Below are 19,572 nucleotides of genomic sequence, written 5' to 3'. Positions count from 1 at the left end.
CGGGGACGCCTCAGCGTCCGGAGGCGGAGAGGGTGAACCACACCGTCTTCGAGTGCGGCGCCCGCGTCCCGTACGCGGTGGTTCCCCAGCGGGCGGCGATCCCGTCCACGAGGAGAAGGCCCCGGCCGTGCTCGTCCCGGTCCGGTTGCACAGCGGTGTCGGCACGGTGGGACGGCAGACTCGTACCCGTACGAAGGGGAGGGCACATGCCACCGAGGAGCTACCCGACTGCCAGGCAGCGGCGGTTGGGTGCGGAGCTTCGTAAGCTCCGCGAGCGTGCCGGGATGTCCGGGAGCGAGGCTGCCGCGTATCTGGGCGGTGAGCGGGCCCAGATCAGCCATATCGAGTCCGGCCGGTACGGAGTGAGCAGCGAACGGGTGCGCCGACTCGCCGCCCACTACTCAGCCACCGACAAGTACCTGGTGGACGCCCTGGCCGAGATGGCCGAGGAGCGCACCAAGGGATGGTGGGACGACTACCGCGGAATACTCTCGCCCGGATTCCTGGATCTGGCCGAGCTGGAGCACAAGGCGTCCTACATCCGCGCCATCCAGATGCTCAACATTCCTGGCATTTTCCAGACGGAGTCGTATGCGCGGGCGATCATCCGGAGTGGAATTTCCAGCCTTCCCACCGACGAGCTGAACGCCCGGGTCGAGCACCGCACCAGGCGGCGCGACATTTTCGACCGGCACAAGCCCACCCCGTTCGAGGCGTTCATTCACGAGGCCGCACTCCGCATGCGGTACTGCGACCCCGCGACCATGCAGGCGCAGCTCACCTTCCTGCACGAGGTCTCCACCTGGCCGTCCGTGACGATCCGCGTCATCCCGTTCGCCGAGCAGATCACGGGTTCGGTGCACTCGACGCTGTACGCCGGGGCCGGCATCCCGGCACTCGACACCGTCCAGCTGGACACCGCTTTCGATGCGGGTTTCCTGGACGCCGAGGCCCAGCTGGCCCGATACCGAGCTCTGCTCGACTCTGTCGCGTCCGTCTCGCTCGACGCCGAGGAGTCCGCCCGATTCATCCAACGCATCGCACAGGAAATGTGAGCCCACCGGCATGACCGACGCAATCAACTGGCAGAAGTCCTCTTTCTCCGGAGCGGACAACAATCAGAGCTGCATCGAACTGGCTCCTGTCGACGGCTCGATCAAGATGCGTGAGAGCGACGACCCCGACGTCGTCGTCACGACGAGCGTCGCCAAGCTGCGCGCTTTCGTTCTCGGCATCAAGGCGGGGGAGTTCGACCATCTGATCTGAGCCCCGGTCGTGAACGCCCTCCCGCCACGCTCGGCGGAGGGCGTTTCGCATGCCCGGCACATCCTCGGAACGCCCTGCTGCGGTACCGCCACCCGTGGCGTTGCGACCACTCCACGCCGTCGCACCATGCCGCGCGATGGAACAAACCCCTGCTCACACCCCCTTTGGCGGGCGCGCTGCACAGCGCCGGGATCGGACGGTCCACCATGCGTACCCCATCTCACCCTCCTACCGGCGGTCGTCGAACGCGGCTATCGGTTCGAGACTCTGCGCTTCGGCCCCGCCACCCGCTTCGCCCCGCTCCCCCTCGCACTGAAATCCGTATGAGTTAGGCTCGCCTGGGCGCAGCGAAGGCATCGATCGGGCTCAGGTATCGGCCCGCTGGGCCGGAATGTGAGGCCGCCCGTGCGGGATTACTTGCTCATGCTGTTCATCACGGCGGCCGTGACCCACCTCCTGACCGGCCCCGTGAGGAAGTTCGCGATCTCCGTCGGCGCGATGCCCGAGATCCGGGCACGGGACGTCCATCGCGAGCCCACACCGCGCCTCGGCGGCGTGGCCATGTTCGGCGGGCTGGTGGCCGGGCTGCTGGTCGCTTCCCACCTGCCGCATCTGGAAGGCATCTTCACCCAGAGCTCGACACCACGGGCACTGCTGTCCGGCGCCGCCCTCATCTGGCTCCTGGGTGTCCTGGACGACAAGTGGGGCGTCGATTCGCTGGTCAAGCTCGGCGGTCAGATCCTCGCCGCCGGAGTGATGGTGTTCCAGGGGCTGACGATCCTCTGGCTCCCGGTGCCGGGCACGGACGGGATCTACCTCTCCGACTGGCAGGGCACGCTGCTGACCGTGGGGCTGATCGTGGTCTCCATCAACGCGGTCAACTTCGTCGACGGGCTCGACGGGCTGGCCGCGGGCACGGTGGGCATCGCGGCGACGGCGTTCTTCCTGTACGCGTACCGGCTCTGGTACGGCTACGGGATCGAGGCCGCCGCGTCCACCACGCTGATCTCCGCGATCCTGGCGGGCATGTGCCTGGGCTTCCTGGTCCACAACTCGCATCCGGCCCGGATCTTCATGGGCGACTCGGGCTCGATGCTGCTCGGCCTGCTCATCGCCGGGTGCGCGGTCTCGGTGACCGGCGAGGTCGACCCGAGCCTCCTCAGCCAGTCCGTGGACGGCAGGTCCGGTTCGGCCGCGATGGTGCCGGTCTACATTCCGCTGATGCTGCCGCTGTCCGTCATCGCACTGCCGGTGGCGGATCTCGTGCTCGCCGTCATCAGGCGTACGTGGAACGGGATGTCCCCCTTCGCCGCCGACAAGGGCCACCTCCACCACCGTCTGCTCCAGCTCGGCCACTCGCACCGCCGGGCCGTGCTGCTCATGTACTTCTGGTCGGCGCTGTTCTCGTTCGGGATCGTGGCCTACTCGGCGCGGGGCGCCAAATCCTGGATGCTCTTCGGGGTCGCGTTCGTCTGCGCGGTGGGCCTGTTCCTGCTGCTCCAGCCCCGCTACGAGTCCGGCCTCACCCGCCGACTGCTGCCGCGCAGGCCCAGGGGCCGCGTGGTCGCCACCGGCGGGAAGCGCACCGGGGCCGACCAGGAGCGCCGGGTCCCGTCCAGGTGAGCGAGGTGCTCCGGCCACCGAGGGCGCGGCCCGGGGCCTGTCCGGCGGATCAGTGCGGGTCCGGACCCCGGGGCGGATTCCGGTACGGGGCCGCGTCGGCGGCACCCTCGGTGTCCGGCGTCACGCGGGCCGGTCCGCCGGACCTGGTGGCGGCTCTCGCGGCCCGCATAGGCTGACCGTTTCATCCGACGCACCGCGACGAGGATCGGCCCATGCGCAGCAGCACCATGATCCGCCTGATCGAGCCCACCGACGCCGCACCGATCGCCGCGCACCGGGTGCGGGACTTCGAGGCCTTCCGGCCGTGGGAACCGGCCCAGCCGCCCGAGTTCTTCACCCCGGAGGGCCAGGCGGAACGGATCGACAGCCTGCTGGCCGGATACCGGGCGGGCACGGTCTGGCCGGGCGTGGTGCTCGCCGACGACCAGGTGATCGGGCAGGTCACCGTCGGAGGCATCCTGCCGCAGCCGCACCTGCGCCGCGGCTCCGTCGGATACTGGATCGCCTCCGTCGCCCAGAATCAGGGGCACGCCGGCCGCGCCGTCGGGCTCGTGCTCCGGGTGATGACGGACGAACTCGGGCTGCACCGCGCCGAGGCGTCCACCAATCTGGAGAATCTGCCGTCGCAGCGGGTACTGCGCCGCAACGGGTTCAGCCCGTACGGCGTCGCGCACTCCGCGATCCTTCTCGACGGGAGCTGGCGGGACGGGCTGCTGTGGGAACGGATCCTCGGCGACTGAAGTAGCCGTTCCGGGCGCCCGGTTCATCCCATGGTCGCGCACCCGCAGACTTTCGGGGGACGCCCGCCCCCGCCTCCGCTCCGCAGACTGGCGGCGACACACCAACCGCCGACCGCACGGGGAGCCAGAGTGCATCGCAGCGAGCGCAGCAGGGGAATCAGCCGGGCCAGGTTCCTGGCCGGGGCGGGGGCGGTCGGGGCCGCGGCGGCCGCCGGGCCGTTCCTGACCGGGCCGTCGGCCTCGGCCGCGACGACCGACCGCCCGGGCAGCGGCGGGCTGAAGCACCGAGGGGTCTGCTACACCGTCGGCGCGGGTGAGACCCCCGGCACCGCGTGGAGCACCGCCCGTATGCGCGCGGATCTCCGTGCCATCAGGAACGACCTGCACGCCACGTCGATCGAGGTGACGGGCGACGGCGTCGACCGTCTCGACGCCACCGCGTCCGAGGCCGCCGAGCTCGGCCTGCACATCTGGCTCCAGCCGACCCTGGGCGACCGTCCCGCGTCGGAGATCCTCGACCACCTCGCGGAGACCGGCCGCCACCTGGAGCGGTTGCGCCGCCAGGGCGCGCGGGCCGACCTGAGCGTGGGGTGCGAGTTCTGGCTGTTCGTACCGGGCATCGTGCCCGGCGCCAATGCGCAGGAGCGGATCCGCAACCTGATGGAAGGCACCTACGACCCGGAGCGGATGATGCGCCGCCTGTCCGCGTTCACGGCACGGGCCGCCGCGGTCGGACGGTCGGTCTTCGGCGGCAAGCTCTCGTACGCGGCCGCGCAGGACGACGAGGTCGACTGGAGCCTCTTCGACATCGTGGGCATCGACTACTACTCGTACTTCCCCGACCGCGCGGACCATGTGCGCGAGCTGCGCCCGTACCTGCGCTGGGGCAAGCCGCTGGCGATCACGGAGTTCGGCACGTGCACGTACGCGGGGGCGCCCGAGCAGGGCGGCATGGGGTGGGACACGGTCGACTACACCAAGCAACCACCCGAGATCAAAGGGGACCTGGTCCGCAGCGAGCGCACCCAGGCCGCCTATCTCACCGAACTCCTCGGCGTCTTCGAGGAGATGGGCCTGTACGCCGCGATGGCCTTCGAGTTCGTCACCGCCGACGCCCCGCACTCACCCGTCCCGCGCTACGACCTGGACATGGCGAGCTACGCCGTGGTGAAGCCGGTCAAGGACCGGTTCGACGACCCGGAGTCCGACTGGCACTGGGAACCGAAGCAGGCCTTCCACGCCCTGGCACGGTGCTACGGACGGGCGGGGCGCCGCTGAGGGGCGTTGTCCGGAGCGGTGCGCGGGAGGTGGCGGCCGGCCCCTCGCACTATCGGCTGCGCAGCGCGTCCACGGCGATGCGGGCGGCCGTGCCGATGACGGCGTCGGCCGCGGGGAGCGTGGCCGCGGTGTGGGCGGTGCGGGTGAAGACGGCGACGGCGTAACGGCCGCCGTCGGGGTACTCGACGACGCCCACCTCGTTGCGCAGCGTCGGCAGCGAACCGGTCTTCCCCGCGACGTGCACGTCGTCGAACGGGAAACCGGAGGCCAGACGGTGCGGCCACACCTGGAGACCCATCACCCGCCTGATGGCCGCGCCGTGTTCGGGCGGACATGCCTCGTCGCGCCAGACGGCGCGCAGCAGCCGGGTCATGTCCCGCGGGGTGCTGTGGTTGGAGCGGGCCGGGTCGAGGGCGCGCAGCCGTGCGACGACGTGCGGGTCGGCCAGCGCCCGGGCACCGGCGGGTCCCGCGTCCTCCTTGATGCCGGCGAGCATGGCGCCGAAGGTGTGCACGGCCCGTGTCGCGTCGAGGCCGAGGCGGGCCGTCGCGCGGTTGACCGCGTCGAGACCGACCCGGGCCAGGAGCAGATCCGCCGCGGCGTTGTCGCTGACAGCCATCATCAGGTACGCGAGGTCGCGCAGCGACAGCCTGGTGGCGTCCAGCATCGCGGCGAGCCCGGTGGGCCCCGGGGTACGGCCGTCCGGCGGGCATTCGACCTGCTCCGTGAGGTCGAGGTCACCGGCCGCGGCCCGGTCGTGCAGTGCAACCAGCAGGCACAGCTTGTGGACGCTCGCCGTGCAGACGAGGTGGTCGGCGTCGACGCCGAGCCGGGCGCCGGAATCGATGTCGAGGGCGTGCAGCCGCCCGGTGACTCCGGCATCGGCGAAGGCCGCACGGATGCGGTCGGGGGCGTCGGGCACGTTCACGGTTCGGGTCACAGCCAGTACTCCGCTGCCGGGCGCAGGTGCATCGGGCGGGTGGGGGTGTCGGGTCGGGCGTCGGCGGTGGTGCGCAGCGCGTGCGTGGCCGCGTCGGCGAAGGCTCGTACGGCGGTGTCGCCGTGCCCGCGCGGCCAGGCGACGGAGTGCCGCCAGGCCAGCGGGGCGCCCGCGAGAGGGCGCCACACCAGGTCGGCGTCGGGTTCTGCGGCCCGTGCGTCGCGCGGGCCGAAGGCGACGGCGCCGACGGAGAGCACGAGGCCGCGCACAAAGCTGGCGCCCTGGCCATGCCGGACCGCGGGCGGTGTGTAGCCGCCGCGGGCGCAGGTGGTGAGCAGGTCGTCGTAGAGCACGGGGGCGCCGGCCCGCGGGAAGAGGATCAGGTCGGATCCGGCGAGCGCGGAGAGCGGCACCTCGGCCAGTGCGGCCGCCCCGGCGTCGCGCGACAGCAGCACGCCGAGCTCGCGCCGGAGCACCGGGCCGAGTTCGAGGCCGGTCACGTCGCAGGGGTGGTGGATGAGTCCGACGTCGAGTTCATGTGCGGCGAAGCGGGTCAGCTGGTCCGTGGTGGACAGCTCGTGCAGCTCCAGCTCCACGCCGGAGCGCCGGTCCCGGAACCCCGTGAGGAGCGCGGCGACGGTGTCACCGGCGATGTCGGGCGGCAGCCCGGCCCGCAGCAGTCCGCTCTCGCCGTCCCTGATCCGGCGTGCGGCCGCCCGCAGCGACTCGGACCGGGTGAGCAGCTCGCGCGCCTCGGGCAGGAGCAGCAGGCCCGCCTTGGTGATGGCCACCTGACGGCTGGACCGGTCGAAGAGCCGCACCTCCAGCTCCCGCTCCAGCCGCTGGATGCGTTGCGACAGGGGCGGCTGGGCCATCCCGAGGCGGGCCGCGGCACGTCCGAAGTGTGACTCTTCTGCAACAGCCACAAAGCACTCCAGGTGCCTGATCAGGTCCACGATCAGCAATCATATGCAATTTTGATCGATCACTCATCGATATCCGACTTGGACAGATGCCTGAGCCGATTGCTCTCCTCACGGCATGACACGCCTTTCCTCATCTCCCGGAGCGGACTCCGGGCACCCTGCCGCCCACCGCCACCGCGGCCGTCGCCCCGGTCTCCGGGCGGCCATCGCCGTGACCGTCGTGACGGCCGTCGCCGCAGGCGGCGCGTATGCCGCCGGGCTCGGCCCCTTCGAGCGCGACGGGCACGGCGACACCCCCGATCCCGCGGCGACCGCTCAGGCCCGGGCGTTCCTCGCGGACTGGGCGGGCGGCCGGCTCGACAGCGCGGGCTCCCGCACCACGAGTCCCGCGAAGGCCCGGGAGGTGCTGAGCAACTTCACCTCGGGTCTCGACATCAGCAGGCCGGAGCTGGCCCCGGCGCGCGCCACGAAGGAGGACGACGGCACGGTCCGGGTCGCCTTCACGGCGAAGATGCCCGTCAAGGGGCTGGGCACCTGGACCTACCGGTCCCGGCTCCCCGTCCGGGAACAGAAGAACGGGGCCTGGAAGGTCGACTGGTCCCTGTCGCTCGTCCATCCGCATCTCAGTGACACCGCCAAGTTCCGCCTGGAGCGGGAGGAGACACCCGAGCCGGAGGTCACCGACCGGAACGGGACGTCCCTGACGGGCGACGCCCATCCGTCCTTGCAGCCGGTGCTGGCCCAATTCGCCGGGGGCGGCTCCGGGCCGCGCGGGGCGATCCTGCTCGTCGACCGGGTCACCGGCGAGGTCGAGGGCACGGAGACCACCTTCGGGAAGAAGGACGGGCAGCCGTCCGGCAGACCCGTGGCCACGACACTCGACGCCACCTGGCAGGCAGCGGCCGACAAGGCCCTGACCGACAAGGCCGACGGCAAGAACGCCTCGCTCGTCGCCCTGCGGGTCGACAACGGCGAGATCCTCGCGATGGCCAACTCCCCCACCACCGGATTCAACCGGGCGGTCTCCGGTACGTACGCACCCGGCTCCACCTGGAAGATCGTGACGAGCAGCGCACTGCTGCTCAAGAACGCCGTCGCGCCCGACGACGTCGTGGACTGCCCCAAGTACCTCACCGTCGGCAAGGAGTTCCACAACGTCGAGACGTCCGAGTTCCCGGGCGCCACCTTCCGGCAGGACTTCACGAAGTCCTGCAACACGGCCTTCATCAGCCTGCGGGGCAAGCTCGGCGACGCCGAACTCGGCGATGTGGCCCGGGAGTACTTCGGGGTCGGGCAGGAGTGGCACGTGGGGATCCCGTCGTACGACGGCTCGGTGCCGGTGCCCAAGGACGAGACGGAGAAGGCCGCTTCGATGATCGGGCAGGGCCGGATCCAGGCGAACCCGCTGATCATGGCGTCCGTCACGGCGACCGCGGCGTCCGGCCGCTTCCACCAGCCCACCATCGTCCCCAGCACTGAGGACACCACCTCGACGAAGCCGCTCCCGTCGTCCGTGGTGACCCAGCTGCGCACGATGATGCGGGCCACCGTCACCGACGGGACGGCGCATGTGCTCGCCGATCTGCCCGGTGCCATCGGCGCGAAGACCGGCACCGCGGAGGTCTCCGAGAGCGAACCCAACAACGGCTGGCTCGTCGCACGGCGCGGCAATGTGGCTGTGGCGTGCGTCGTCGAGCAGGGCGTCACGGGTGGCGGTTCAGCCGGTCCGATCCTGCACAGCCTCTTGTCCGCCGTCCCTGACGACCCGTCGTGATGCCGGGCTCGGGGCCCTTCGGTCGATACCCTGCCGAAAAGTCATGCGTGGGGAGAGGGAGGGCTCTTCGCGGACCAGAAATCCGACCTGACGTCAGGAAAAGGAATATCTTTTCCGGCGTAGTTCGGGCCGACCGTCTCCGCCTTCGGCGGAGACACCTTCGAAGCATTTACGCAAGGCGTCGCGACTTCGAAGAAAGCTTGCCCGTTACTACCGATGAGAACACGCACATTGAATCCGTCGGGCGTTCTGTAGTACATCGCCGGACTCTTCGATTTGTTCACTGCAAGCTGCTCGTATCCCTGACTCTTCCAGTAGCGTTCGATCACCCCCAGGAAGCTCCCCCGACGTTCCTCCGAGACGATCGTCATGACCGCCCGGCTTCTCTGTACGTCACAACTCCCCTCAATCGACTCATCGTGCGTCCAGTGAACTGGCGGCTTGATGGCGCCGAACGTACCGTCGAGGATCTCGTCCGCACGCACTGCCGCTTCCTGCATGTTCATCTTTACCTCGCGCCCAGCCGAGTCGCCTGATGTGCCACATCCGGTCAGGAGCAGCGCCCCAACCATCAATACCACAGCTCCCAAAATTCTCATCGAGGCGTCTCCAGCGTGATCCTGTCAGAATTGCCAACTACAATGTTGGCAATATTGTCAGCCGAGATCTGATCTTTCGCCCGGTTGAAATAATTTGAATGCGCCGACATTTTTCCGTGATCTTCCAACACGGTTTCCCCATCCTTCACCGCAAACCGCGTTGCTCCGAAATCCTCACTTGCAGGGTCGGTGCCGAACCAACGTTCACTGGGGTCGGATTGTGCGTCTTGGGCGGTGTAGCCGGCGATACCTCCGACGATGGCTCCGGCACCGCCACCGATCAGCGCTCCCGGCGGGCCGGCCATGCCGGCTCCCAGAACAAATCCGGTCGACCCGCCGCCGACCGCGCCGGAGGTCATTCCGGAGGCTTCCGCGTGGTTCGGAAGTTTGGTGACGATGTCGTTGTCGGCTGCGCCTACGTACACGTGGCCCTTGCCCACGTTGAGGTCCTGAGCGGTGTCCGCACCCGTGCCTGGGCTGCCCACCAGGATGATGTCATCGGCGCCGGGGATGCCGCCCTTCTCCTGGGCTGCGAGCCCGACCGTGAGGGATCCGTAGGAGTGTCCAATGGCCGTGACGTGCGGGGGGCTGCCCTCGTGCGTTGCGGAGATCCCCGCCATGAACGCGTTGTAGGCGGGGGCTCCTGCCTCGGCATCGTTCGTGAACATCACGCTTTTCCCGCTGGCCAGATCACCTGGCGTCACCTGCGGAGCGTCGTATCCGAGCCACACGATCGACGATGTCCTGCTGGACGGGTCGGCGTTTTGCGCGCCGCGGGCTGTCTGCAATGCTCGGTCGACCGTTCCGTCGGCGAACTCCGCATCCAACTTGGTTCCGAGTCCCGGAACATATGCCGAGACGTTGTCGGCGGTGTCGGGGTTGCCATAGGCAATGATCGCGCGGCCGTTCCCCTCATCGCCGATGCCCAGCAGGTACATCGGCAACTTGCCGCCTTTCTCCAGCTTCTCCTGGATCCCTCTCAGACCACCCAGCATGTCTCGGGAAGCATCGTCGTCCTTCACACCGAGTCGCCCGATGAGCAGCTGGAGATTCTCGCGGTTCGCCTCATCGCGCGCCAGTGCCGGAATCCCGTCCAAGTTCCCGATCACCCCCGGAAACGCGGACATGTACTCCTCACGCTGCTCCTGACCAAGGTGGTCCCACCACTCCTTGCGCTCGGCAGGCGACTTGTCGAGCGGAAGGTGTGTCTCCAGGTACTTCTGGGCGGCTTGGCTCACCGCGTCGGCGTCCGAGCCCACATCCGCCCACGTCTTGGTGTCGACCGTGAGGCCCGGGGCCGCCTTCAGCTTCTTGAGTGCCGAGCTGTACCGCGCATCGATCTCGTGCGCTTCCCGCATGGCATGGGCAAGGCGGTCGGCGACGTCCTGGGCCTTGGCACGGTGCGGGTTGGGGCTCTTCAGCGCGGGAGCACCCGGGCCCGGGGCGGGGTTCAGCATGCCGTCGGCATCGCGGTACAGCCCGGGGTTCCCGGCACCGATGAGGCCGTTGTCGCCCACCACGGAGCCACCGGGGATCGCGTCGCCGGTCAGCTCGTTCGTACCGCCGGCGGGGTAGACGATGCTGCCGTTGTCGTTGACGGTGTATCCGAGCGAGGCAGCGTCCTCCAGGGCCTCGCGCAACCGGCGCTGCGGTGCGCCGAGTTCGCCGGCGAGCCCGTCGAGGGCGCCTCGGACGAGGCCGGTCTCGGTGTGGATGTAGTGGTAGTTCTCGCTCAGCCGCTTCAGTCGCTTCACGGCCGATCGGGCGGACTCGCTGTTCTGTGTCTTGGCGAGCCTGCCGCCCATGTCACCCTCGACACGTTCGCGAGCGGCATCGGCGAACGCGGAGGCGGCACGCCAGCCGTCGGCGGCGTCGGTCAGTTCCGACAGTTCGAGGTCGCGGAACCGCTGCCATGTCAGCCCGGGTTCTGTGGTCATGGCCTACTCGCCCCTCCGCGTGCCCGGCACCACGACCGCCTTCGCTCTCTCCCCCACCTCGGCGTCCACCTCGGCGAGGTCCACAGCCACCTGCCGCAGCTTCGGCTCCAGAGAACCGCACTCCTCACGGACCCGGCCGAAGCGTTCGTCCCACGAAGTGAGAACGGACTTGAGTGCCCCGAGGCTGGACAGCCCGGCCAGACCGCCGACGATGCCGTCGTGGGCTCTGCGCAGGTCGACCTTCGCGGTGATCGTGCCGGTCTGGAGATCGTCCGCCGTGCTGGCCGCCTTCGTCCACGGGCCGCCCTTGTGCCTGAGCGTTCCGGCACCGCCCCCGCCACCGGACGGACCGGCGTGTCCGCCGTCCCCCGCAAGGCTGTTGAGCTGTAATCGAGCGGTGCGCCGCTCGGCAACCTGTGCCTTGACCTGTTCCCACTCGTCCCACGCCATGCCCGCGCCCTCCCCCGCGACCCGGGCCACCGCCCGGGCGAGTTCTCCGGCCGCGCCTGCTGCGCTCGCCGGAGCCGGTCGCCACAGACGTTACAGACGAGGCGCTCGGTGTCACGTCCGTACGGTCACCCACACGGGCCCTGAGTATCCGTACCTACCCGCCGCGGCCACGGCGCGCCGCTGACGCGTCATCCGCCCTCGCACCAGGGGCTGTTGAGGCTTCCGCAGAATATTGAACAATGATTCAATCCTTGCTGAGCCGGTGGGAGCGCCATCCAGGAGTTGCGGCAGGACCGCGCTTCGTCGCGCCGCGGCCGCGACGGGATGTGGAGAGTCCTGCAATGAACCTGACGTGGATGCTGGAGAAGTCGGCTCGCGCCTCTGCCGCGAAGCCCGCCGTGGTTTCCGACCTCGGCTCGATGACCTACGCCGAGCTGCTCTCGGCCTCGAAGCGCGCGGCTGCCGTACTGCGTGAGCGCGGGGTGCGGCCGGGCGACCGCGTGGGCGTGATGATGTACAACACTCCCGCCTTCGCCGTGGCCGCGTTCGGGATCTGGCGGGCCGGCGCGGCCCTGGTGCCCATCAACCACAAGTTCACCGCACATGAGGTGGCGTACGTCGTCGGGCACGCGAAGGTGCGTGTGGCGGTCGTGGCGGAGGAACTGGCCGGGCGCATGCGCGAAGGGGCCCCCGGCGTCGCCGCTCTCACCACGAGCGACACCGGCGGCGGCGAGTTCGACCTGTGCGTCACTGAGGCACAGGAGTGGGACGGCGTGGACGTCGGGCCCGACGCCGTCGCACAGGTGCTGTACACCTCCGGGACGACCAGTGCGCCCAAGGGGTGTCTCCACTCGCACCGCGGCCTGTCCAGCGTGCCCGCGTACACCACCGCGGCCACCGGTCTGCGCCGCGACGACCGGTTCCTCATCGCGATGCCGATCTGGCACGCCGCGCCGCTGAACAACTGGTTCCTGTCCATGATCTACCTGGGCGGCACCGTGGTCCTGCTCAAGGAGTACCAGCCCGTCGCCTTCCTCGAAGCCGTCCAGAAGCACCGGGCCACGGCGTTCTTCGGCGCGCCCATCGCCTACCTCGCCCCGCTGAAGACACTGGAGGCGGCGGGACGTGACCTGTCGGGCTTCGATCTGTCGCACATGCGGCTGTGGGCCTACGGCGGTGCACCGCTGGGAGCGCAGACCGTACGGATGCTGCAGGCCGCCTACGGATCCGACCGCTTCTACCAGGTGTACGGGATGACCGAGATGGGCCCCGTCGGTTCCGCTCTCTATCCTCAGGAGCAGGTCGCCAAGGCCGGGTCGATCGGCGCCGGGGGAATGCCCGGCGTGGACATCCGTGTGGTCGGGGCCGACGGCTCCGACGCCCGCGCCGGCGAGACCGGGGAACTGTGGCTGCGCTCGGGTACGCGGATGATCGGCTACCTCGACGACCCGGCGGCGACGGAGCGCGCGTTCGACGGCGACTGGTACAAGTCCGGGGATCTGGCACGCGTCGACGAGGACGGTTACCTGTTCATCGTCGACCGGCTCAAGGATGTCGTCATCACCGGCGGCGAGAACGTCTTCTCCCCCGAGGTGGAGGAGGCGCTGCGCCAGCATCCGGCGGTCCAGGACTGCGCCGTCATCGGCCGGCCGCACGAGGAGTGGGGAGAGACCGTCGTGGCCGTCGTCGAGGCGAACGCACCCGTGACCCTCGATGAGTTGCGCCGGTTCGTCTCCTCGACGCTGGCCAAGTACAAGATCCCGCGGGAGCTGGTGGTGGTCCCGTCCCTCCCCCGCACTCCCTCCGGCAAGGTGATGAAACACGTCCTGCGTGAGCAGGCGCTGCCGGACGCTCGCTGACCACGCCTCGCCGTACGAGGAACCGCCCCTGACACAGGGCGGCCCCCGGCACGGAACGGCCCCTGGCGTGAGGACGGGGTCTTCTCGCCAGGGGCCGGGGAGACGGCGGCAGGCGCGGGAGACGGCGCGGGTGAACGGCGGTGGGCGGCCGTCCGCCGTCAGTCCTCCTGCGCCGAGCGCTCGCCCGCCGTCACGATCGTCCCTTGCGCCACGGCGACCAGGCGCTCGGCGCCCTCCGACGACGTCACGTAGACGGAGCACTGGCACACGGCCTGCCGCCGGGTGGTGGCGGTGGCCTGCGCGCGGGCGATGACGGTGTCGCCGACCGCCGGCTTGATGTAGTTGATCTTGTATTCGGCGGTGAGCGCATCGCCCCCCAGGGCGAGTCCTCCCGCGAAGGTCAGCGCGTTGTCCGCCAGATAGCTGAGGACGCCTCCGTGCACGAAGCCGTGCTGCTGCTGGATCTCGGGCCGGTTGGAGATGCGGATCTCGGCCGAGCCGGGCCCCACCGAGGTGAGTTCGGCGCCCAGGAACATACTGAAGGGCTGGGCCTTGAAGATGCCGTGCGCGAATTCGCTGATGTCCGTGGTCATGAGTGCTGTCCTGTCGTCGCGCGGGTGGTGACCGGAGTATCGGCAGCCTCGCCCGGAGCGGTGAGCCGCTCGTCTATGTTGCTCTGGAACATCGCGAGCAGGCCCTCCGCGAGTCCCAGGACGTGGTGGTCGCTGCCGCCGTGCACGAGGTGGCGTTGCACGTCCTCGGCGATGGCGAAGTCCTCCTGGTCGAACACGGTGTCGTTGGTGAACCGGAACCGCTTCTCCAGGGCACTCTGCCCGGCGGAACCGGCGAAGTCCTCGGCCCGGTAGAGCATCTCGTGGGTCCAGATCGTCCGGTCGGGGCTCAGCGGCCAGAACGTGTTGATGGACACGTAGTCGGGATGCAGGATGAAGAAGGTGTTGGGGAAGAGCGTGTAGTACACGGAGGCGTAGTCGAGGATGCGCCACTCCTCCTCCGGCTTGAGGGCGATCTCGCCTATGTTGGTGCGCGCCGCGGACAGCCGGATGTGCGGCCCGTCGCCGTCGTGGGCGATCACGCCCCTCTTGAAGGCGGACGCGAGCGTGTCCCGGTGGAGGTAAGGGACGTGGTAGCCCTCCAGGTACGTCTTGATCAGCAGCTTCCAGTTGGCTTCCTTGACCACCTTCGTCTTCTTGTACTGGACCAGCGAGGCCACGTCGAAGTTCACGAGGTCCTCGAAGAACGTCCCGAGGAAGCCGGGGATGTCGAGCGGGGCCCCGGGCGTCCGGGCGACCCAGATCAGGCCTCCCGCCTCCGTGGCCGGCAGTTCCACCAGCCCGTAGTCGCACGGGTTCACGCCCGGGAAGTCGTGCGCCCGGGTGATGCCCTTCAGGGCGCCGTCGAGCCCGTAGACCCAGCCGTGGAAGGGGCAGACGAAGTTCTTCACCGTGCCGGCGGGCGCCTCGGCGAGCCGGGCGCCGCGATGGCGGCACTGGTTGTAGAAGGCGCGGACCCGGCCGTCCTCGCCTCTGACGACGAAGTACGGGAACTGGTCCCAGTCGCTGGTCAGATAGGCCCCGGGTTCGGCGAGCGCCGACGCGTGACCCGCGATCAGCGGGTACCGGGAGAAGGCCGAGGCGATCTCCTGCTCCAGGAGCCCCTCGTCCGTGTACTTGGTGACCGGAAGCGTGACGACCTCATCGAGCATCTTCTCGTCGCGGCGCGTCTCGCGCAGCGCGAGAAGGCGCTTGAGCATGTCTACCTGTTCCCCGTGTTGCATCTGTCCCCCACGTCCAGATCAAGCCATGAACCCTCGTTCAATTCATGGTACGGACGATGCGGGAGCGGGGCAACGATCCTCCGAGGCAGGACTGGACAGCCCGCTCGGCGCGCAACTGGGCGCCGGGAGCCAGAAGTTACGGATTTCGGCCGCAGGCCGGCCGGTGGTACGGGAGCCGGCCGGCCTGCGAGGGTCAGGCCTTCGGGGCCACCTTGGACAGGCCGTTGATGATGCGGTCCATCGCGTCGCCGCCCGTGGGGTCGGTCAGGTTGGCGAGCATCTTCAGGGTGAACTTCATCAGCAGGGGGTGCGTCAGGCCGCGCTGGGTGGCGACCTTCATGACCTTGGGGTTGCCGATCAGCTTCACGAAGGCGCGGCCCATCGTGTAGTAGCCGCCGTAGGTCTCCTTGAGCACCTTCGGGTAGTTGTTCAGCGCCAGTTCGCGCTGGGCCGGGGTCGCACGGGCGTGGGCCTGGACGATGACGTCCGCGGCGATCTGGCCCGACTCCATGGCGTACGCGATGCCTTCGCCGTTGAACGGGTTGACCATGCCGCCCGCGTCACCGACGAGCAGGAGGCCCTTGGTGTAGTGCGGCTGGCGGTTGAAGGCCATCGGAAGGGCGGCACCGCGGATCGGCGTCGTCATGTTGTCCGGGGTGTAGCCCCAGTCCTCCGGCATCGAGGCGCACCACGCCTTGAGGACCTCGCGCCAGTCCAGCTCCTTGAACGCGGAGGAGGAGTTGAGGATGCCGAGGCCGACGTTGGACGTGCCGTCGCCCATGCCGAAGATCCAGCCGTAGCCGGGCAGCAGCCGGTCCTGGGGGCCGCGCCGGTCCCACAGCTCCAGCCAGGACTCCAGGTAGTCGTCGTCATGGCGGGGCGAGGTGAAGTACGTACGCACGGCGACGCCCATCGGGCGGTCCTCGCGGCGGTGCAGGCCCATGGCGAGCGACAGCCGGGTGGAGTTGCCGTCGGCGGCGACGACGAGCGGGGCGTGGAAGGTGACCGGGGTCTTCTCCTCGCCGAGCTTCGCGTGGACGCCGGTGATGCGGCCGGTGCGGTCGTCGACGATCGGGGCACCGACGTTGCAGCGCTCGTACAGCCGCGCGCCCGCCTTCTGCGCCTGGCGGGCCAGCTGCTCGTCGAAGTCGTCGCGCTTGCGGACCAGTCCGTAGTCCGGGTACGAGGCGAGATCGGGCCAGTCCAGCTGGAGGCGGACGCCGCCGCCGATGATGCGCAGGCCCTTGTTGCGCAGCCAGCCGGCCTCTTCGGAGATGTCGATGCCCATGGAGACGAGCTGCTTGGTGGCGCGCGGGGTGAGACCGTCGCCGCAGACCTTCTCGCGGGGGAAGGCCGTCTTCTCCAGGAGCAGAACGTCCAGTCCGGCCTTGGCGAGGTAGTACGCCGTCGTGGAGCCGGCCGGGCCTGCCCCGACGACGATCACATCCGCGCTGTGTTCGGAGAGGGGCTGCTCGGTCACGGTCGGATCTCCCGAAGACTCGAAATCGCGTGCCGCGCGGCACCTGTCCCATGCAGTCTAGGGGGGTTCGCTGATCGACCTTCCGAAGGGCTCCCAGATGTCGACCGTGCTTCCCGGCGCTCCCTCCGTACAGCTGCGCGTCCCGACCGACGAGGACGCGCTCTCCTGGCACCGCGCCTTCGACGACCCCGAGGTGATGGAGTTCTTCGGCGGTGCGTCGGAGGAGCTCTCGATGTACGACGAGTGGACCGCCCGGCAGCGCAGGTACGACGCCGAACTCGGCTACTGCCTGTGGACGGTGCTGGGCGAGGACGGCGAGGTGGCCGGCTTCACCGGTGCCCAGCCGTGGCCGCGGACCGAGTACGGGCCGGTCGGCGAGATCGAGATCGGCTGGCGGCTGGCCCGGACCGCCTGGGGCCGGGGTTACGCCACCGCCGCCGCGCGCCTCACGCTGGAGCGGCTGCGCGCGGCCGGGGTGGAGCGGGTGGTGGCGACGATCGACGCGGGGAACGAACGGTCCATGGCCGTGGCCCGGCGGCTGGGGATGGAGCGGGCCGAGAGCTTCACGACGCCGGGGACGGGCCAGGAGGTGGTCTGCTTCCGGCTGACCCTGACGCCGTGAACGCGCGGCGGGACAGGCGCGCTTCGACGGGCACGTCTCCCGGCCGCCCGGTTCCCCTCGGCAGAGGTCGCCGGACCCGTTGCCTCAGGGGCGCACGCCCCGGTGCAGCGCCACCACACCGCCGGTGAGGTTGCGCCAGGCGACCTTCGACCAGCCGGCCCGCTGGAGCGCGGCCGCGAGTCCGGGCTGGTCGGGCCAGGCGCGGATGGACTCGGCGAGGTAGACGTACGCGTCGGGGTTGGACGACACCGCGCGCGCGACCGGCGGCAGCGCCCGCATCAGGTACTCGGTGTACACGGTGCGGAACGGTGCCCAGACCGGCTGCGAGAACTCGCAGATCACCACCCGGCCGCCCGGCTTGGTGACCCGGTGCAGCTCGCGCAGCGCCGCGTCCGTGTCCTGCACGTTGCGCAGCCCGAAGGAGATCGTCACCGCGTCGAAGGTCTCGTCGCGGAACGGCAGCCTGGTGGCGTCGCCCGCGGTGAAGGGCAGCCAGGAGTGGCGCTTCTTGCCCTCCCGGAGCATGCCGAGGGAGAAGTCGCACGGCACGACGTACGCGCCCGTCGCGGCGAACGGCAGCGACGACGTCGCGGTGCCCGCGGCCAGGTCGAGGATCTTCTCCGCGGGCCGGGCGTGCACCGCCTTCGCGACCTCCTTGCGCCACAGCCGGGCCTGGCCGAGTGACAGCACGTCGTTGGTGAGGTCGTAGTTCGCCGCCACGTCGTCGAACATCGTGGCTACTTCGTGCGGCTGCTTTTCCAGGGAGGCTCGGGTCACCCGTCCATTCAAGCAGCCCGGTCCGCGCCGCTCCGCGCCGGTCGCAAGTCGTGACCCGGATGGACTGAACCGATCGGTTCCGCCGATGGTCAGTACAGATGGGGGCACCGAGCCGCCGGGATCCAGGGGGGAGCTCAGATGTCCGCACGAGGTTCGGGGCCGCAGGGCCGCCGAAGACGCCCGTCCGCCGCCGTGGTCGTCCCGGCGGCGCTGATCTGTGCCGCAGCCGTGCTGGGGCCCCGGTGGAGTACCGGCGCCGAGGAGAAGCCGTCCGCGCCGTCCGCGTCCGCGAGTTCGCCGGGCACCGGCACGTTCACCGGCGCCCGCGCCCAGGACACCGCCGAGGGCAAGGGCGGGGGCAGGGCGTACCGGGTCGAGGTGGAGGACGGTTCGGGCGTCGCCCCGGACCGGGCCGCAGCCGAGATCGCCCGGATCCTGGCCGCGCCGCGGGGCTGGTCGCACCACGGCGAGCAGACCTTCCACAGGGTCGCCGCAGGACCGGCGGGACTCGTCATCCGTATCGCCACCCCGGCGACCACCGACGCCCTCTGCGGCAAGGGCGGCCTCGACACCCACGGCGAGGTCAACTGCCGGGTCGGCACCGACGTCATGGTCAACCTCAAGCGCTGGCAGCACGGATCGCCCGAGTTCCACGGCCCGCTCGCCGAGTACCGGGCCCTGATCATCAACCACGAGGTGGGCCACTGGCTGGGCCACGGCCACGAGACCTGCCCGGGCAGGGGCCGCCCCGCCCCCGCGATGATGCAGCAGATCTACGGGCTGAAGGGGTGTGTCTCCAACGCCTGGCCGTACGACGCGAAGGGCCGCTATCTGGGCGGCCCGCCGGTGCCGTGAGCCGGGCCGCCGTACGTACGCGTCAGCTGCGGCGGAAGACCAGCCGCCCGCCGAGCACCGTCGCCACACAGCTCCCGGCACCCTCGGCCCGCAGCGCCGCGAGGTCCGGTACGGCGAACACCGCCAGGTCCGCGGGCCCGCCGACGGTCAGGGCCGCCGCGAACGCCTCGCCGGGCTCCGGCACCGAAGCCAGCGGGTCGAGCGACACGTGTTCCGGCACCGGGCCGGGGGCGTGGACGCGCAGGCCCGAGCGGGCGACCGCGGTGCGCACGGCGGGGCGGGTGAACGGGCCCCGGACGGCGGTCGTGCCGTGCCGCAGCATCCGTTGCAGGCCGCGCCGGGCACTGGCACCCCAGCGGGCGTCGTCCATGCCGAGTGCGGTGAGCGCGTCGCCGGTGAGCGGTTCGGTGCCGAGCTCGTCGGCCTCGCGCGGGTCCGGGTGGTAGGCGGCCTCCAGCAGCGCCGGGGCCGCCGCGTTCAGCAGCCCCGGGGTGATCAGCCCGGACCACCGCCGGATCCGGGCCCGCGGACGGGCGGCGGTCAGCTCCCCGTACCCGCCGACGGCGACGAGCACACCGCCGTCCACGGCCACGGAGTCCGCCCCGTCCGGGGCGCCGTGCACCGCGTCGGCGGCGTGAACCGTCAGCAAGA

Annotated in this window: 20 protein-coding genes; 9 read left to right on the top strand and 11 right to left on the bottom strand. The window is 70.2% G+C overall.

The genetic code is table 11. The annotated features are described in order from the left end of the window. Window positions 1–10: 10 nt before the first annotated feature. The gene (locus tag ACWCPY_RS00885; protein WP_451262179.1) at window positions 11–208 is read right to left on the bottom strand and encodes a hypothetical protein; all 198 of its coding nucleotides are present in this window, start codon (window positions 206–208) and stop codon (window positions 11–13) included. On the opposite strand from ACWCPY_RS00885, the gene ACWCPY_RS00880 reads away from it, so the two are divergent. The 5 genes from ACWCPY_RS00880 to ACWCPY_RS00860 all read left to right on the top strand — a co-directional run bounded on the left by ACWCPY_RS00880 (window position 207) and on the right by ACWCPY_RS00860 (window position 4,907). Then, window positions 207–1,055 carry a helix-turn-helix domain-containing protein gene (locus ACWCPY_RS00880; protein WP_451262178.1) on the top strand — a complete coding sequence of 283 codons (849 nt, stop codon included), beginning with the start codon at window positions 207–209 and terminating at the stop codon, window positions 1,053–1,055. The genes ACWCPY_RS00885 and ACWCPY_RS00880 overlap by 2 nt on opposite strands. 10 nt (window positions 1,056–1,065) lie before the next feature. Next, complete coding sequence (locus ACWCPY_RS00875) at window positions 1,066–1,266, top strand: DUF397 domain-containing protein (protein ID WP_451262177.1); 201 nt, start codon at window positions 1,066–1,068, stop codon at window positions 1,264–1,266. 423 nt (window positions 1,267–1,689) lie between these two features. Continuing rightward, the gene (locus ACWCPY_RS00870; RefSeq protein ID WP_451262176.1) at window positions 1,690–2,889 is read left to right on the top strand and encodes an MraY family glycosyltransferase; all 1,200 of its coding nucleotides are present in this window, start codon (window positions 1,690–1,692) and stop codon (window positions 2,887–2,889) included. Window positions 2,890–3,101: 212 nt separating this feature from the next. Further along, window positions 3,102–3,629: a GNAT family N-acetyltransferase gene (locus tag ACWCPY_RS00865; protein WP_451262175.1), complete on the top strand. Its 528-nt coding sequence runs from the start codon at window positions 3,102–3,104 to the stop codon at window positions 3,627–3,629. A gap of 129 nt (window positions 3,630–3,758) precedes the next feature. Further along, the gene (locus ACWCPY_RS00860) at window positions 3,759–4,907 is read left to right on the top strand and encodes an abortive phage infection protein (protein ID WP_451262174.1); all 1,149 of its coding nucleotides are present in this window, start codon (window positions 3,759–3,761) and stop codon (window positions 4,905–4,907) included. Between the two features lie 49 nt (window positions 4,908–4,956). Here the strand turns inward: ACWCPY_RS00860 and ACWCPY_RS00855 are convergent, their stop codons facing one another. Together ACWCPY_RS00855 and ACWCPY_RS00850 are read right to left on the bottom strand one after the other, a co-directional pair. Further along, window positions 4,957–5,829: a serine hydrolase gene (locus tag ACWCPY_RS00855; protein ID WP_451262397.1), complete on the bottom strand. Its 873-nt coding sequence runs from the start codon at window positions 5,827–5,829 to the stop codon at window positions 4,957–4,959. A 14-nt stretch (window positions 5,830–5,843) separates the two neighbouring features. Then, window positions 5,844–6,773: a LysR family transcriptional regulator gene (locus tag ACWCPY_RS00850; protein WP_451262173.1), complete on the bottom strand. Its 930-nt coding sequence runs from the start codon at window positions 6,771–6,773 to the stop codon at window positions 5,844–5,846. A gap of 115 nt (window positions 6,774–6,888) precedes the next feature. Here ACWCPY_RS00850 and ACWCPY_RS00845 point away from each other — a divergent pair, with 115 nt between their 5' ends. Continuing rightward, window positions 6,889–8,547 (top strand): penicillin-binding transpeptidase domain-containing protein, encoded by a 1,659-nt coding sequence (locus ACWCPY_RS00845; protein ID WP_451262172.1) that lies wholly within the window; start codon window positions 6,889–6,891, stop codon window positions 8,545–8,547. A 41-nt stretch (window positions 8,548–8,588) separates the two neighbouring features. Here ACWCPY_RS00845 and ACWCPY_RS00840 read toward each other — a convergent pair whose 3' ends face one another. The 3 genes from ACWCPY_RS00840 to ACWCPY_RS00830 all read right to left on the bottom strand — a co-directional run bounded on the left by ACWCPY_RS00840 (window position 8,589) and on the right by ACWCPY_RS00830 (window position 11,533). After that, a complete protein-coding gene (locus ACWCPY_RS00840) occupies window positions 8,589–9,053 on the bottom strand; it encodes a hypothetical protein (protein WP_451262171.1) in 465 nt (154 codons plus the stop codon). An 89-nt stretch (window positions 9,054–9,142) separates the two neighbouring features. Then, entirely contained in the window at window positions 9,143–11,083 is a 1,941-nt protein-coding gene (locus tag ACWCPY_RS00835; protein WP_451262170.1) for an alpha/beta hydrolase, read from the bottom strand. Window positions 11,084–11,086: 3 nt separating this feature from the next. Further along, window positions 11,087–11,533, bottom strand: coding sequence for an amino acid ABC transporter permease (locus ACWCPY_RS00830; RefSeq protein WP_451262169.1), 447 nt, complete (start codon window positions 11,531–11,533; stop codon window positions 11,087–11,089). 341 nt (window positions 11,534–11,874) lie between these two features. On the opposite strand from ACWCPY_RS00830, the gene ACWCPY_RS00825 reads away from it, so the two are divergent. Beyond that, entirely contained in the window at window positions 11,875–13,392 is a 1,518-nt protein-coding gene (locus ACWCPY_RS00825) for a class I adenylate-forming enzyme family protein (protein ID WP_451262168.1), read from the top strand. A gap of 158 nt (window positions 13,393–13,550) precedes the next feature. Here the strand turns inward: ACWCPY_RS00825 and ACWCPY_RS00820 are convergent, their stop codons facing one another. The 3 genes from ACWCPY_RS00820 to ACWCPY_RS00810 form a co-directional block, all read right to left on the bottom strand. Next, the gene (locus ACWCPY_RS00820; protein WP_451262167.1) at window positions 13,551–13,985 is read right to left on the bottom strand and encodes a PaaI family thioesterase; all 435 of its coding nucleotides are present in this window, start codon (window positions 13,983–13,985) and stop codon (window positions 13,551–13,553) included. Next, complete coding sequence (locus ACWCPY_RS00815) at window positions 13,982–15,163, bottom strand: aromatic ring-hydroxylating oxygenase subunit alpha (protein WP_451262166.1); 1,182 nt, start codon at window positions 15,161–15,163, stop codon at window positions 13,982–13,984. The genes ACWCPY_RS00820 and ACWCPY_RS00815 overlap by 4 nt, the downstream gene beginning before the upstream one ends. Before the next feature lie 217 nt (window positions 15,164–15,380). Then, window positions 15,381–16,667, bottom strand: a complete 1,287-nt coding sequence (locus ACWCPY_RS00810; protein WP_451262165.1) for a geranylgeranyl reductase family protein — start codon at window positions 16,665–16,667, stop codon at window positions 15,381–15,383. A 97-nt stretch (window positions 16,668–16,764) separates the two neighbouring features. Here ACWCPY_RS00810 and ACWCPY_RS00805 point away from each other — a divergent pair, with 97 nt between their 5' ends. Beyond that, window positions 16,765–17,289 carry a GNAT family N-acetyltransferase gene (locus ACWCPY_RS00805; protein ID WP_451262164.1) on the top strand — a complete coding sequence of 175 codons (525 nt, stop codon included), beginning with the start codon at window positions 16,765–16,767 and terminating at the stop codon, window positions 17,287–17,289. Between the two features lie 84 nt (window positions 17,290–17,373). Here the strand turns inward: ACWCPY_RS00805 and ACWCPY_RS00800 are convergent, their stop codons facing one another. Next, window positions 17,374–18,066: a demethylmenaquinone methyltransferase gene (locus ACWCPY_RS00800; RefSeq protein ID WP_451262163.1), complete on the bottom strand. Its 693-nt coding sequence runs from the start codon at window positions 18,064–18,066 to the stop codon at window positions 17,374–17,376. Between the two features lie 138 nt (window positions 18,067–18,204). Here ACWCPY_RS00800 and ACWCPY_RS00795 point away from each other — a divergent pair, with 138 nt between their 5' ends. Beyond that, window positions 18,205–18,921, top strand: a complete 717-nt coding sequence (locus ACWCPY_RS00795; RefSeq protein WP_451262162.1) for a DUF3152 domain-containing protein — start codon at window positions 18,205–18,207, stop codon at window positions 18,919–18,921. Window positions 18,922–18,943: 22 nt separating this feature from the next. On the opposite strand, the gene ACWCPY_RS00790 is transcribed toward ACWCPY_RS00795, so the two are convergent. After that, complete coding sequence (locus ACWCPY_RS00790; protein WP_451262161.1) at window positions 18,944–19,570, bottom strand: hypothetical protein; 627 nt, start codon at window positions 19,568–19,570, stop codon at window positions 18,944–18,946. Between the last annotated feature and the right edge of the window lie 2 nt (window positions 19,571–19,572).

The sequence above is a fragment of the Streptomyces sp. NPDC002403 genome, assembly GCF_053593015.1.
Note: the sequence above shows the minus strand (reverse complement) of the source record. Positions and strands in the feature narration are given on the sequence as shown.

What these genes read in the sequence shown, in the direction of transcription:
- ACWCPY_RS00880 (WP_451262178.1), top strand. Translation starts at nt 207, where the DNA reads ATGCCACCGAGGAGCTACCCGACTGCCAGGCAGCGGCGGTTGGGTGCG.
- ACWCPY_RS00885 (WP_451262179.1), bottom strand. Translation starts at nt 208, where the DNA reads ATGTGCCCTCCCCTTCGTACGGGTACGAGTCTGCCGTCCCACCGTGCC.
- ACWCPY_RS00875 (WP_451262177.1), top strand. Translation starts at nt 1,066, where the DNA reads ATGACCGACGCAATCAACTGGCAGAAGTCCTCTTTCTCCGGAGCGGAC.
- ACWCPY_RS00870 (WP_451262176.1), top strand. Translation starts at nt 1,690, where the DNA reads ATGCTGTTCATCACGGCGGCCGTGACCCACCTCCTGACCGGCCCCGTG.
- ACWCPY_RS00865 (WP_451262175.1), top strand. Translation starts at nt 3,102, where the DNA reads ATGCGCAGCAGCACCATGATCCGCCTGATCGAGCCCACCGACGCCGCA.
- ACWCPY_RS00845 (WP_451262172.1), top strand. Translation starts at nt 6,889, where the DNA reads ATGACACGCCTTTCCTCATCTCCCGGAGCGGACTCCGGGCACCCTGCC.
- ACWCPY_RS00840 (WP_451262171.1), bottom strand. Translation starts at nt 9,053, where the DNA reads ATGAACATGCAGGAAGCGGCAGTGCGTGCGGACGAGATCCTCGACGGT.
- ACWCPY_RS00835 (WP_451262170.1), bottom strand. Translation starts at nt 11,083, where the DNA reads ATGACCACAGAACCCGGGCTGACATGGCAGCGGTTCCGCGACCTCGAA.
- ACWCPY_RS00830 (WP_451262169.1), bottom strand. Translation starts at nt 11,533, where the DNA reads ATGGCGTGGGACGAGTGGGAACAGGTCAAGGCACAGGTTGCCGAGCGG.
- ACWCPY_RS00825 (WP_451262168.1), top strand. Translation starts at nt 11,875, where the DNA reads ATGAACCTGACGTGGATGCTGGAGAAGTCGGCTCGCGCCTCTGCCGCG.
- ACWCPY_RS00820 (WP_451262167.1), bottom strand. Translation starts at nt 13,985, where the DNA reads ATGACCACGGACATCAGCGAATTCGCGCACGGCATCTTCAAGGCCCAG.
- ACWCPY_RS00815 (WP_451262166.1), bottom strand. Translation starts at nt 15,163, where the DNA reads ATGCTCAAGCGCCTTCTCGCGCTGCGCGAGACGCGCCGCGACGAGAAG.
- ACWCPY_RS00805 (WP_451262164.1), top strand. Translation starts at nt 16,765, where the DNA reads ATGTCGACCGTGCTTCCCGGCGCTCCCTCCGTACAGCTGCGCGTCCCG.
- ACWCPY_RS00795 (WP_451262162.1), top strand. Translation starts at nt 18,205, where the DNA reads ATGTCCGCACGAGGTTCGGGGCCGCAGGGCCGCCGAAGACGCCCGTCC.